This window comes from Amycolatopsis sp. NPDC026612, from assembly GCF_040638285.1.
GTDB lineage: Bacteria > Actinomycetota > Actinomycetes > Mycobacteriales > Pseudonocardiaceae > Amycolatopsis.
Genome location: NZ_JBEZYB010000019.1, coordinates 78,781 through 91,881 on the forward strand (window position 1 = coordinate 78,781; position 13,101 = coordinate 91,881).

Genomic DNA, 13,101 nt, shown 5'->3' on the forward strand with positions numbered 1-13,101 from the left:
GTGATGTTCGGCGGGATACCTCAGGAAGGCGACGAGGAGACCCCGGTGTTCGTCATCTCGGTGGCGGCCCAGCTCGCCGGGATGCACGCGCAGACGTTGCGCACCTACGACCGGCAGGGCCTGGTGTCACCGGGCCGTACCGCCGGTGGCGGGCGGCGCTACTCGATGCGGGACATCGCGCTGCTGCGCGAGGTCCAGCGCCTGTCCCAGGAGGACGGCGTCAACCTGGCCGGCATCAAGCGCATCATCGAGCTGGAGAACCAGGTCGACGCGCTCCGCGCCCGGATCACCGAGCTGACCGAGGAACTGACGGCGGCGTACGTGGCGGCAGAACAGGCAACGGCGGCGGCGCACGCGTCCTACCGCCGGGACCTGGTGCCGCTCAACCAGCAGACGGCACTGGTGGTCTGGCGCCCCAAGCGCCGCTGACCACCGCAGCGACGAAGGCCTCCCCGGGCGACCGGGGAGGCCTTCGTGCGTGCAGAGTGAGCCGCGAGCGGCCCCTCCCGGCTGCTCGCGGCCGCGCCGCGGGTTACGTCTTGGTGGTCAGCAACTGTTTGACCTCCGCCGTCCGGGATTCGATCACCCGGCGAGCCAGGTCCCGGGCCTGCGCGTTGACTCCGCCCGCCGTCCCGTTCTCCGTCCGGGCCAGCTCGACCGCGCCCTGCTGCTGCCCCGTCAGCACGTCCAGGAACCGGCGGGTGAACTCGCTGTCCGGGGCCGACCGGAGCGCGCCCACCAAGTCCGGCGAGGTCAGCTTCATGCCGCCGTGGCCGGCGTGAGCTTGCGGGGCCACCGTCTCGGGCTGGTTCCGGTCGTGGAGCCAGCGCCGCATGTCGTCGACCTCCGTCTGCTGCGTCACTTCGATCGCCGCCGCCAGCTCCTTCACCGAGGCCGGCAACGGCCGGGCCGCGGCCAGGCGGACGATCTCGATTCCCTGCTGGTTCTGGGGAATCAGCATCTGCAGGAACATCACGTCGGCCGCGTTGTACTCCCGCGCGGCCGCCGTCGCGCCGCTGCCGCATCCGGTCAGCAGCAGCGCGACGACGGCCAGGACCACTCTCACTGGCGCTGCCAGAGTGCCGGGGTGTTCGGCGGCTCCCAGCCCGCGATCGCCGTGTGCGGCTGGAGGCAGCGGTAGCTCGCGCCGCCGTAGGTCACCACGTCTCCGGCCTTGTACGCCGTGCCCGCTGCCCACGTGCCACTCGACGGCGGGGTGGTCGTCGGGGGCGGGGTCGTGGTGGGCGGACGGGTCGTGGTCGGGGGCGGCGTGGTGGTCGGCGGCGGGGTGCCGCCCCCGCCGACCTGGAGGTCGATGCAGCTGTAGAACGCGTTGGACGTGTCCGCGATGTTCCAGATCGCCAGCACCTTGATCCGGCCCGAATAACCGGCCAGGTTCACCGTGTGCGCCAGCGTCGACGGCGGCTGCTGGTTGTTGCCGTTGAACACCGCGACGCGGGTGTTGCCGACGTAGTACTCGTAGTTCGACGTCGAGTGCCGGGCGGTGAACACCCAGTTGAACGTCACCGTGGTGCCCACCGACTTCGCGGGCCACGGCTTCGACTCGTCGGTCAGCTCGGCGAACTGGGAGAGCCCGCCGTTGCAGCTGCGCAGCCCCTTCGGGCCTTCGACGCTCTGCGGTTCGTAGATGATCTGGCCGCAGCCGGAGACTTTCCCGGCCGCGCAGTTGGCCTGCCGGCTCGGCGGATCGGACACGTAACCGTGGGCACTCGCGCTGGTGGCGGGGAGGACGACGACCAGCACCGGCGCGAGCAGGGCGCCGGCAGCGGCCGCGAAGAGCTTTCTTTTCCAGGTCATTTCGGCTCCTCGAGGGGGAACAGCGTTGTTCCGGAGGGGAGGACGAACGAGCACGTCCGGGGAAGACGTGGTCTAGACCATAAGGCGATTCGGGCACAACGGTCAACGAACTACCGCCGTTCGACGAAACCGCTGCTCCGGTCGGATCAGTGCGAAGGTCGGGACGGCTCCTGCAGGTGTTCGCCGAAGAAAGACGTCACCCGGCTCCACGCGTCTTCGGCCGATTCGTGGTGGTAGGTGAAGCCGACGACCTTGAGCAGCAGGTTCACCGGGGCCGCGGTGTCGATCTTGTTGGCGAACCCGTGGTTGGCGTCCGGGTACTCCTTGACGTCGTGCGGGACGCCGCGCTCGGTGAGCGCCGTCTCGAGCTTCGCCGCGGCGCCGCGCAGCCCGAAGTCCTTCTTGCCGAAGCTGGCGACGACCGGGCAGGCGTCGTCCAGCACCGAGAGGTTCTTCGGCAGCTGTCCGTAGTACGGCGCGGACGCTTCGAAGCCGCGTGCGGCCGCGACGAGCGCGAAGCCGCCGCCCATGCAGAACCCGGCGACGCCGATCCGGCCCGAGCAGTCCGGTCGCCCGGCCAGGAGCGCGCGGGACGCCTCGATGTCGTCGAACGCCTGGCCGCGGTTCGCGAACATGTCCGAGAACACCCGCCGCACGCACCGGAACATGCCTCCGCGCGAGTACAGGTCCGGGCTGAGCGCGAGATATCCCTCGCGGGCGAAGCGGTCGGTGATGTTCTTCGTGTCCTGGCTCAGCCCGAACGCGTCGTGGATGAGCACCACGCCCGGGTGCGGCCCCGCTCCGGCGGGTTCCGCCAGGTAGCCGCCGATGGTGCCGTCCGAAACCGGAATAGTCATCTCCATATCGGCGAAGATAGCGAGCCGCCGCCGGTTCCGCGCGGGACGCTGAGAGTCTCTCAGCGCATTCCGGACAAACCTCAGTCCAGGGTGAAGGGGTCGTAGGAAATCCGGTCGAGGTCGATCCCCTTGGCCAGCAGCTGCGCGACGGTCGCCTGGATCATCGGTGGCGAACCGGAAACGAGGACGTCGTGGTTCTGCCACGAACCGCGCTGCGTCACGGCGTGGGCGAGCGTGCCGCGGTCGCCGCCGGCGAGCGCGCCCTCCTCGGTGACCGGCGTGACCGTCAGCCATTTCGAAGTCGCCGCCAGCCGGCGCAGGTCGTCCAGCGCGTACAGGTCTTCCGGTCGTTTGCCCCCGAAGAACAGGTGCACGGGCGGGTTCCGCTTCCAGCGGGACAGATCGCCGAGGATCGCCAGCAGCGGCGTGATGCCGGTGCCGCCGCCGACCATGAGCAACCGCCGTTTCGTGGTGGTCGGGCGCACGTTCAGCACGCCCATCGACGGTCCGAGGCGCCAGACGTCGCCGGGTCTGGTGTGGTTGACGATGCTGCCGCTGACCCAGCCGCCGGGCACCGCACGCACGTGGAAGGTGAGCTGGCCGTCGCCGCGTGGCGCGTTCGCCGGGGAAAGGTACCGCCAGAACCGCGGCCGCTGCGGCACTTCGACGCTGACGTACCCGCCGGCGCGGTACGGCAGCAGGCCCTCGGTGTGCACCTTCACCAGCGCGATGTCGCGGGCGAGCTTCCGGTGCTCCAGCACGGTCGCCGTCCACGAGGCCGGCCCCGTCTCCGCTTGGGCGGCCTCGCGCATCGTCTTGGCGATGAGCCCGTAGGCCGCGGTCCACGCGGCTTCCACCTCGAGGGTCCACTTCTCCTTGAGGAACCGTTTCAGCGCGGCGATCAGCGCGACTCCCACGGCGTCGTAGTGGCGCGCGACGACGGCGAACTTGCGGTGGTCGCGGCCGAGTTGCCCGAGGAAGGTGACCAGCTCGTCGGGCCGGTCGACCATCTGCACCACGTACACCAGCGCGCGCAGCAGCCTGCTGCGCTGGGTCGTCATGGTGACCGGGAACAGGTCACGGCAATCGGGCGCGACCACGAACAACGCGCCGTAGAAGTACTGCGCCAGTTCGTCGGCTTTCGGCTCGATCTCCGCGAAGCTTTCACGAATCAACCGGGCCAGTTCGCGACCTTCCGCAGCCGAAACGGGGAGCGGTTCGGACACAGCGGAGATCTTCACGGATTCAGCACTCATCGGGAACGGTAATCTCCAGTCCTGCAAAGGCTTTTTACACCGTGCATGCGACGTCGCTGCGCGGTGCCGCCCCCGAGGCTTCCCGACTGTAGGCGAATTCCCGTGCAGATGCGCGTGATTCCGCGCGTTCCGCTCGAACGGAGCAATTTAGCCACGCGCGGTCAACCGGACCTGGCATAGCGTACAAATGATCACGCCGTCGGATTAATCCGTTACGGGTTGCTGATTCCCGAAGCGTAACGAATTGTTGCCCGGACGGCGGATTGCCGGTGGTCAGTCGATCGTGAACGGGTCGTACTGGATCTGGTCCAGCGCGCTGCCGGCGACCAGCATGCGCGAGACGGTCGCGCGGATCATCGCCGGCGAGCCCGACACGAGGATGTCGTGCCCGGGCCAGGAGCCGTACCGCGTGACGGCCTCGGCCAGGGTGCCCTGCTCGAACCCGGGGACGTCGCCGCCGCGCTCCACGACCGGGGTGACGGTCAGCCAGGGGTTCGTGGCCGCGAGCGCGCGCAGTTCCTCGAGGTCGTAGAGGTCCTCACGAGCGGGCCCGCCGTAGAAGACGTGGGTCTTAGGGTTCTCGCCCCAGAGCGCGAGGTGGTCCAGGATCGCCCGCAGCGGCGCGATCCCCGTTCCGCCGGCGATCATCAGCACGGCCCGCGACGACTCGCGGTCGACGGTCATCCGGCCCAGCGGCGGACCGAGCCGCCAGACGTCCCCGGCCTGGGTGTGGCTGACGATGGCGCGGGAGACCCAGCCGCCGTCGATCGCGCGGACGTGGAATTCGATGCCGCCGTCCTCGCGCGGCGCGTTCGCCGGCGAGAGATAGCGCCACAGCCGCGGCCGCTGGGGCACTTCGACGCTCACGTACTGCCCCGGGTGGTACGGCACGGGCTGGTGGGGCACCAGCCGCACCAGGGCGAGGTCCCAGGTCAGCCGCCGGTGCTCGACCACCGTGGCCTGCCACGACGGCGGGTTCGTGTCGGCCGCGGCCGCGTCCTGCATGGCTCGCGCGGCGATGGTGAACGCCTCGGCCCACGCCCGTTCGACCTCGGGCGTCCACGCCGGGCCGAGGTGGTTCTTGAGGGCCGCCAGCAGTGCGGTGCCGACGGCTTCGTAGTGCCGGGGTACCACGCCGAACTTGCGGTGGTCGCGGCCCAGTTGGCGCAGGAAGGGCGCGAGGTCGTCGGGCCGGTCGACCATCTGCACGATGTGCACCAGCGCGCGCACCAGCCTGCCGCGCTGGATCTCCATGTTGATCGGGAAGAAGTCGCGCGTGGTCGGGGCGAGGGTGAACAGCATCCCGTAGAAGAACTGCGAGATGTCCGCGATGTACGGCTCGGACCGGGCCCAGCTGTCCCGGATGAGCCGGACCATGGCCTTGACGGCCGCGGGGGCTTCACGCGGGGCCGAGGATCTGGGGAGCGGACTGACCGAGTCGGCTGTCATGGGGCGGTCAACGGGTTCGGCGGGTCCAGCGCGGCTTGTCCCCCGGCTGGGGTCCGGTGCGCGGCCCCGGAAGACGCGGTTCGGGGACGGTTGAGCGGCGGCACCCGATCATGCACCGCCGGCCCGGGCGCGGGGACGGCGCTTGCGCTCACGGCCGCCTCCTGGGTCCATCGCCACTGCATCCACCTCGTCACTCGTGGGGACCGCGCGCGCGGTCCGTCCGCAGGGTAGCCGCCGGGCGGCCCGTTGCCCGCATTGTTGCTCCGACCGGGTGTATTCACCCGCGTAGCGCGTGGGGGACCTCACGGAGCCGATGGTTGTCCTCGGCAAGCGTCCGGCAATAAACTTGTATGGCACAACTAAGGGAGGGTGCGATGGGCTTCGACGACACCGACGACGACGTCCGGGTCGAGCTCATGCGTGAGCTGAAGACCGCTTCCCAGCTGCAGCACGCCTGGATCATGCAGGCTTGGCAGAGCGAGCCCGGGCTCCACCCGGCGGCCGCCATGCTGCTGTCCGACCTGGCGAAGAACGGCGAGACCCGGCCCTCCGAGCTGGCGAAACGCCGGTTCGTCGACCTCTCGGTCGTGAGCAGGCAGATCACCCAGCTCTCCGCGGCGGGACTGGTCGACCGCCGTCCGGCGCCCGAAGACGGCCGCGCGTCCCTGGTGAGCGTGTCCGAGAAGGGCCGGACCGAGCTCGCCCGCTGGCGTGCCAACTACGTCGAATTCATGGAGAAGGCGCTCGGCGACTGGGATGACGAGCGCGTCACCGACCTGTCCGGGCGGCTCGCGGAGATGAACGCCGATCTTCGCCGTGCCCTCGGCAGCGACGCCTGCCTGGCTGACACGAACAAGTGACACCGCACGGACGAGGCACACCGGAAGTGGCACTTTCCTCTGTGGAAAGTGTCCGTTCGGTCCTGACTTAGGACCATTCGTCAGGGTTAACGTCGGTAGGTGACGCGTGACCGGGTCGCACTGCTGTGTGCGCTGGGGATCGACAACTTCGGCTCAGGTCTGTTCCTCCCGTTGGCGCTGGTCTACGTGACGCAGGTGGTGGGGGTGCCGCTGGCCGTGGCCGGCACCGCCGTCACCCTCGGCGCCATCGGCGGGCTCGTCGTGCCGCCGCTGGCCGGACGGCTCGTGGACCGCGTCGGGCCCCGCACGGTGGTGATCGGCGCTCAGCTGCTGCAGGCCGCGGGCGCGGGGGCGTACCTCCTCGCCGACGGCGTGGGTCCGGTGGTGGCCGCCGCCGTCCTGCTGTCCGCCGGGCAGCAGCTGTTCTACAGCTCCCTGTTCGTGCTCATCGCCGACGTCGCGGGCGACGGTCCGAAGGACCGGCCGTTCGCCGAGGTGGGGATGGTGCGGGCCGCCTGCTTCGGCCTCGGCGGGCTCGCGGCGGGTGCGCTGCTGACGTGGCTGGGCGGCACCGGCTACCGCATCGCGCTCGCCGTGGACTCGGTGACGTTCTTCGTGGCCGCGTCGATCCTGGCCTTCTTCGTCCCGCTCGCGCGGCCGCACCGGCAGGCCTGCGAACGGTCGGTCCGGGTGCTGCGTGACCGGCCGTACCTCGCGCTGATCCTCTTCAGCGGGCTCTTCGGGCTCTCGCTGGACTTCTTCCTGGTCGGCATGCCGGTCTTCGTGCTCGACCGGCTGCACGGCCCGGCCTGGCTGCCGGGGGCGATCCTCGCGCTGCTGACCGTGCTGACCAGCGTCGGCGGCACGCTCGCGTTGCGGCTCACCGCCGGCCTGACGCGGATCGCGGCGATGCGCGCCGGGTCGGCGTTGTTCTCCGTGTGGTGCCTGGTCAGCCTCGGCGTGCTGCTCGTGCCCGAGGGCTGGCGCGTGGTGTACCTGCTCCTGTCGACCTTGGTGTTCGCTGCCGGCGACCTGGTTTTCGGCCCGCGATCGGGGGCACTGGCCGAGGCCGCGGCACCTCCGGTCGCCCGCGGCCGTTATCTCGCTGCGTACCAGTACGCGTTCACCGTGGCGCAGGTGATCGCGCCCGCCGTGGTGGCGTTGTTCTCGGTGGCCGACTGGTTACCCTGGGTGCTGGTGGGGGCGTGTGCCGGCCTCGCCGTGGCCGGGCTCGGGATGCTCGGTTCGCGGTTGCCGGCGAGCGCGGTGGCTCCGGGGCAGAGTTGAGCGGAACAGACTCAAGTTTCCGTGCGTTAGAGATACTGACGGGTCACGGTCAGGCCTGTCACCTGGACTTTTCGGAAGTACGAGCATGAGGTGAGGGATGGACGCTTTCAACCCGACCACGAAGACCCAGCAGGCGATCTCGTCGGCGGCGCAGGCGGCCACGATGGCCGGCAACCCGCACGTCTCGGCGCCCCACCTGCTGGGCGCCCTGCTGGCGCAGGGTGAAGGGCTCACTGCGCCGCTGCTGACCGCGGTCGGGGCCGACCCCGAGGTGGTGCACAAGGAGCTCGAGCCGCTCATCGCGGCCCTGCCGTCCGCGACCGGCGCGACCGTGTCGAGCCCGCAGTTCGACACCTTCGCCGTCAAGTCGCTGACGCGTGCCCAAAAGCTCGCCACCGAGCTGGGGGACGAATACGTCTCGACCGAGCACCTGCTCGTCGGCCTCGCGACCGAGGGTGGCCAGGTCGCCGACCTGCTCAAGCGCCACGGTGCGACGCCGGACGCGCTGCAGGAGGCGTTCGCCAAGGTCCGCGGCTCGGCCCGGATCACCAGCGCGGACCCCGAGAGCACGTTCAAGGCGCTCGAAAAGTACGGCGTGGACCTCACCCAGCGCGCCCGCGCCGGTGAGCTCGACCCGGTCATCGGCCGCGACACCGAGATCCGCCGCGTCGTGCAGGTGCTGTCGCGGCGCACCAAGAACAACCCGGTGCTAATCGGCGAGCCGGGCGTCGGCAAGACGGCCATCGTCGAAGGGCTGGCCCAGCGCATCGTCGCCGGTGACGTGCCGGAGTCACTGCGCGGCAAGCGCGTCGTCGCCCTCGACCTCGGGTCGATGGTGGCCGGCGCGAAGTTCCGCGGCGAGTTCGAGGAGCGGCTGAAGGCCGTGCTCAAGGAGATCACCGACTCCGCGGGCGAGGTCGTCACCTTCATCGACGAGCTGCACACCATCGTCGGCGCCGGCGCGACCGGCGAAGGGGCGATGGACGCCGGCAACATGATCAAGCCGATGCTCGCCCGCGGTGAGCTGCGGATGGTCGGCGCGACCACCCTCGACGAGTACCGCCAGCACATCGAGAAGGACGCCGCCCTGGAGCGGCGCTTCCAGCAGGTGCTGGTCGGCGAGCCGTCGCCGGAGGACACCATCGCGATCCTGCGCGGGCTGAAGGAGCGCTACGAGGTGCACCACGGTGTCCGGATCACGGATGCCGCGCTGGTCGCCGCCGCAACGCTGTCCGACCGCTACATCACCGCGCGCTTCCTGCCGGACAAGGCGATCGACCTGGTCGACGAGGCGGCGTCGAAGCTCCGCATGGAGATCGACTCGCGGCCGGTGGAGATCGACGAGGTCGAGCGCGCCGTGCGCCGCCTCGAGATCGAGGAGATGGCGCTCGCCAAGGAGAGCGACGCCGCTTCGAAGCAGCGGCTCGGCAACCTGCGTGCCGAGCTGGCCGAAAAGCGCGAGACGCTGACCGCGCTGACCGCGCGCTGGCAGAACGAGAAGGGCTCCATCGAGCGCGTCCGCGAGCTCAAGGAGCAGCTCGAGCAGCTGCGCGGCGAGTCGGAGCGCGCCGAGCGCGACGGCGACCTCGGCAAGGCCGCCGAGCTCCGCTACGGCCGGATCCCCGCGCTGGAGAAGGAGTTCGAAGCGGCCACCGCGGCGAGCGAAGCCAGCCAGCAGAACGTCATGCTCAAGGAAGAGGTCGGCGCGGACGACGTCGCGGACGTGGTCAGCGCGTGGACCGGCATCCCGGCGGGCCGCCTGCTGGAGGGTGAGACGGGCAAGCTGCTCCGGATGGAGGAGGAGCTTGCCAGGCGGGTCGTCGGGCAGGCCGAAGCCGTGCAGGTCGTCGCGGACGCGGTCCGCCGCAGCCGGGCCGGCGTCGCCGACCCCGACCGGCCGACCGGCTCGTTCCTGTTCCTCGGCCCGACCGGCGTCGGCAAGACCGAGCTGGCCAAGGCGCTGGCGGAGTTCCTCTTCGACGACGAGCGCGCGATGCAGCGCATCGACATGAGCGAGTACGCCGAGAAGCACTCGGTGGCGCGCCTGGTCGGGGCCCCGCCGGGGTACGTCGGGTACGACCAGGGTGGCCAGCTGACCGAGGCCGTGCGGCGTCGCCCGTACTCGGTGGTGCTGCTCGACGAGGTGGAAAAGGCGCACCCGGACGTCTTCGACGTGCTGCTGCAGGTCCTCGACGACGGGCGGCTGACCGACGGCCAGGGCCGGACGGTGGACTTCCGGAACACCATCCTGATCCTGACCTCGAACCTCGGCTCGCACGCCATCGCCGACCCGTCGCTCGACGAGCGGCAGCGGCGGGACGCGGTGCTGGAGGTGGTGCAGCGGCAGTTCAAGCCGGAATTCCTCAACCGGCTCGACGACATCGTCGTGTTCCACTCCCTCGGCACCGAGCAGCTGACGTCCATTGTGGACATCCAGGTCGCCCGGCTCGCGAAGCGGCTGGCCCAGCGGCGGCTGAACCTGGAGGTCACCGACGGCGCCCGCGAGTGGCTCGCGCTCAACGGCTTCGACCCGATCTACGGCGCCCGTCCGCTGCGGCGGCTGGTCCAGTCGGCGATCGGCGACAAGCTGGCGAAGGAGCTGCTGTCGGGCGAGGTCCGGGACGGCGACACCGTGCGCGTCGACGGCCCGGAGCTGGAGGCGGGCGATTCACTGACCGTCACCAAGGTCTGACCCGATTCGTGCAGGCCACCTTGAGGAACTTCAAGGTGGCCTGCACGGCTGTCCACAGTGGTTCGTGGCGATTTGTCGACCCGGAACCACCGAAAATGCTCCGAACGGGCGCGGCGACACGGGTACCGGCGATCATCCCCGCGGCGCAACAGGCGATACCCTGGCCGTCGTGGGTATTCCGGCGTGGATCTGGTTCGTCATCGCCGCCGTCGCGCTGGTGGCGGGGCTGGGGCTGCTCGCAGCCGACCGGGCGAAGGAGGGCTCGCGCAACCGCGAGCGAATGCGCTGGGCACAGTTGCGCGGCTGGCAGTTCGTCGAGGAGGACGAGCGGCTGCCGCAGCAGTGGTCGAACGGCGCCATCGGCTACTTCGGCGCGGACGCCGCCGTGAACGTCGTCGCGGGCTCGACCTTCACCTCCGACGGCCGCCGTCCGGTGTTCATCTTCGACATCGAGTCCGAGGGACAGATCCCTGCCGTCGTGGTCGCCGTGCGCTGCAACAAGAAGCACCGGATCCCGATCGAGATGTGGCTGTCCAGCGTCCCGTTCCAGCGCGCGGACATGCCCGAGATGCTCGGCCCGATCGGCTCCCGCTACGCCTTCGCGGACGACGCCGACGGCGCCCGCGTGGTGATCACCCAGGAACTCGTCGACGCGGCGGACCAGCTCGGCGGCGACGTCGGGGTGGCCTGGCTGGAGAACGAGTGGGTGCTCGCCAGCGTCGCCCCGACCGCCGGGCCGTCGCGGCTGGAGCGGCTCCTCAGGGATCTGGGCGAGATCGCCGACATCGTCGACCCGTTCGACGAGGACTACGACGCCGGCCGCCACCAGGCGAGCGCCCCGATCCCGGCGCCGGGCACGGCCACGGCTTCGGCCACGGCCCCGGGCACCCCGGCGGCCGGGACGCCGGTCCCGCAGCCGGCCGCGGAACCGGAGCCGAAGCCGCAGGACTGAGGCTCAGCGCGGCGGCAGCGAAACCACCGGCTGGTCGAGCACCCGCACCGACGCCGACTGGTGCTGGTCCAGCCGGCCGGACACCGATGTCGTCGTGTCGCCTTCGACGTGGACCACGTGGTCCACGCCCAGGTCGCCGCGGATGGAGCCGGCCGGTCCCCCCGTGCCGACGTATTGGCTCGTCCTCGCCAGGCCCCACGCCGGGCCCAGCTGGCCGCCCAGTTCGTGCTGCTGGCCCACGTCGAGGACGCCGGCGAACTGGCCTGTTGCGTGCTGCTCGGACGTCGTGCCGATCGCGCCCAGCTGTCCCAGGTCGACGGCCTGGCCGGACGTCCGGCGGGCCGACAGCGCTCCCTGGAGGTCGCCGGTGATGGTGCCGCGGAGGCCGGTGTCGAGCTGCTCGCCGTTCTGGCTCAGCACGTCGATGCCGTACGGGAGCCAGATGCCGTGGCCGGTGCCTTCGCCGGCGCCGATGCGGCGCTCGGTGGTGGCCGCCAGGCCGGGCGCGAGCGCCAGGTCCCGCGAGGTCCGCTGGCCGAGCCGCTGGTTGTTCGCCGTGGTCGCCGACACGGCGCCGAGCCGCAGGGTGTGCTGACCGGCCCGGGTCACCGATTCGCTCTCCCGCTCCGCCGCCGCGGTCGCGGTCTGCCACCCCTCGCGGCGGACGGCCGCGGACTCCGTGACGTCGTTGACGAGCAGGGCACCGGCGATGTCCTTGGCGACGAAGTCGTGGCGGGTCGCGGTCACGGCCTCGCGGGCGGCCGACGTCTCGTTCTCGGTCGCGGTCGAGATGTCACGGTCGAGCGTGCCGCCGTGCTGGTGGTCGACCGGGAGCGAGATCCGGTCGATCGGCAGCGTGATGTCGGTCTGGGTCGCGAGCGCCGTGGCGGGGGCCGCGAAGAGGAGCGCGACGGGTGCCGCGCCGGCCGCCACCTTGGGCAGATAGCCGCTTTTGCGCCTGCTGTGCTTACCCATGGCGCGGACGATACTTCCCGCCGAATCGCCGCGCACATCCGCCCCTGACCAGCGGGTATGGTTCACCCACATGACCACCACCTACTTCTTCACCGGGGGTCCGGGTGGCGGAGCCCCCGGCCCGGGGCGAAGCCCCGGACATCACACCGCTCTCATCACCGGAGCCACCGCGGGCATCGGCGCGCAGTTCGCGCGCACGCTCGCCGGCGAGAAGTACGACCTGGTGCTCGTCGCCCGTGACAGGGCACGGCTGGAGGCCCATGCCGCTGAGCTGCGCGAAAAGCACGGCATCGCGGTCGAAGTGCTTCCCGCCGATCTGTCCGAAGCAGCCGGACGAGCCGCGGTCGAGGAGCGGCTCGCCGCCGGGCCGGTCGACCTCCTGGTGAACAACGCCGGGTTCGGGCTGAACGGCGACTTCTGGACCATCCCGCCGGACGCGCTGCAGCGCCAGCTCGACGTCAACGTCACCGCCGTCCTGCGGCTCACCCGGGCCGTGCTGCCCGGCATGATCGAGCGCGGCCACGGCGCAATCATCCAGGTCAGCAGCGTGGCGGGCTTCTTCAGCGGCCGCGGTTCGACGTACACGGCCAGCAAGAACTGGGTCACCTCCTTCACCGAAGGCATCGCCGCGTCGCTGCCGAAGGGCGTCCGGATGATGGCGCTGTGCCCCGGATTCACGGCGACCGAGTTCCACGACCGGGCCGGCATCGGCAAACCCGGCCCGAAAATCGCCTGGCTGGGTGTCGAACAGGTGGTCGGCGAGGCGCTCGCGGACCTGCGTCGCGGCAAGGTGATCTCCGTGCCGAGCCTGCAGTACAAGGCCGTCGTCGCGATCGGCGGCCTGCTGCCGCGCGCGGTGCTGCGCCGGATCAGCGGTGGTTTCGGCGGCAAGGGCCGCACCTGAGTAGGGCTGTCCCCACCGGGAAGACGCGCGTCTGCACCAGGGTGGTCCGGG

At 70.8% G+C, this 13,101-nt stretch carries 12 protein-coding genes; 6 read left to right on the forward strand and 6 right to left on the reverse strand.

The window, feature by feature from the left end:
* Positions 1-3: 3 nt before the first annotated feature.
* Positions 4-429, forward strand: a complete 426-nt coding sequence (locus tag AB0F15_RS19690; protein ID WP_199191267.1) for a helix-turn-helix transcriptional regulator — start codon at positions 4-6, stop codon at positions 427-429.
* A 103-nt stretch (positions 430-532) separates the two neighbouring features.
* Here AB0F15_RS19690 and AB0F15_RS19695 read toward each other — a convergent pair whose 3' ends face one another.
* From AB0F15_RS19695 to AB0F15_RS19715, 5 genes are all read right to left on the reverse strand, one after another.
* Entirely contained in the window at positions 533-1,066 is a 534-nt protein-coding gene (locus AB0F15_RS19695; RefSeq protein WP_360271876.1) for a DUF305 domain-containing protein, read from the reverse strand.
* Complete coding sequence (locus AB0F15_RS19700; protein ID WP_360271879.1) at positions 1,063-1,818, reverse strand: lytic polysaccharide monooxygenase; 756 nt, start codon at positions 1,816-1,818, stop codon at positions 1,063-1,065. Before AB0F15_RS19700 ends, AB0F15_RS19695 begins: the two co-directional genes overlap by 4 nt.
* Before the next feature lie 146 nt (positions 1,819-1,964).
* On the reverse strand, positions 1,965-2,681 hold the full coding sequence (locus AB0F15_RS19705; protein WP_360271881.1) for a dienelactone hydrolase family protein: 717 nt from the start codon (positions 2,679-2,681) through the stop codon (positions 1,965-1,967).
* A 74-nt stretch (positions 2,682-2,755) separates the two neighbouring features.
* Entirely contained in the window at positions 2,756-3,859 is a 1,104-nt protein-coding gene (locus AB0F15_RS19710) for a globin domain-containing protein (RefSeq protein WP_360272019.1), read from the reverse strand.
* Positions 3,860-4,204: 345 nt separating this feature from the next.
* Positions 4,205-5,380 carry a globin domain-containing protein gene (locus AB0F15_RS19715; RefSeq protein ID WP_360271884.1) on the reverse strand — a complete coding sequence of 392 codons (1,176 nt, stop codon included), beginning with the start codon at positions 5,378-5,380 and terminating at the stop codon, positions 4,205-4,207.
* A 374-nt stretch (positions 5,381-5,754) separates the two neighbouring features.
* Between AB0F15_RS19715 and AB0F15_RS19720 the strand changes: the two genes are divergently transcribed.
* From AB0F15_RS19720 to AB0F15_RS19735, 4 genes are all read left to right on the forward strand, one after another.
* Positions 5,755-6,240 carry a MarR family winged helix-turn-helix transcriptional regulator gene (locus tag AB0F15_RS19720; RefSeq protein ID WP_360271886.1) on the forward strand — a complete coding sequence of 162 codons (486 nt, stop codon included), beginning with the start codon at positions 5,755-5,757 and terminating at the stop codon, positions 6,238-6,240.
* 99 nt (positions 6,241-6,339) lie between these two features.
* Positions 6,340-7,527, forward strand: a complete 1,188-nt coding sequence (locus AB0F15_RS19725; protein WP_360271889.1) for an MFS transporter — start codon at positions 6,340-6,342, stop codon at positions 7,525-7,527.
* 97 nt (positions 7,528-7,624) lie between these two features.
* The gene (gene clpB, locus AB0F15_RS19730; RefSeq protein WP_360271892.1) at positions 7,625-10,219 is read left to right on the forward strand and encodes an ATP-dependent chaperone ClpB; all 2,595 of its coding nucleotides are present in this window, start codon (positions 7,625-7,627) and stop codon (positions 10,217-10,219) included.
* A 169-nt stretch (positions 10,220-10,388) separates the two neighbouring features.
* Entirely contained in the window at positions 10,389-11,171 is a 783-nt protein-coding gene (locus AB0F15_RS19735) for a hypothetical protein (RefSeq protein WP_360271895.1), read from the forward strand.
* Between the two features lie 3 nt (positions 11,172-11,174).
* On the opposite strand, the gene AB0F15_RS19740 is transcribed toward AB0F15_RS19735, so the two are convergent.
* Complete coding sequence (locus tag AB0F15_RS19740) at positions 11,175-12,146, reverse strand: hypothetical protein (protein WP_360271898.1); 972 nt, start codon at positions 12,144-12,146, stop codon at positions 11,175-11,177.
* A 70-nt stretch (positions 12,147-12,216) separates the two neighbouring features.
* On the opposite strand from AB0F15_RS19740, the gene AB0F15_RS19745 reads away from it, so the two are divergent.
* Positions 12,217-13,050 carry an SDR family oxidoreductase gene (locus AB0F15_RS19745; RefSeq protein ID WP_360271900.1) on the forward strand — a complete coding sequence of 278 codons (834 nt, stop codon included), beginning with the start codon at positions 12,217-12,219 and terminating at the stop codon, positions 13,048-13,050.
* Positions 13,051-13,101 lie beyond the last annotated feature (51 nt).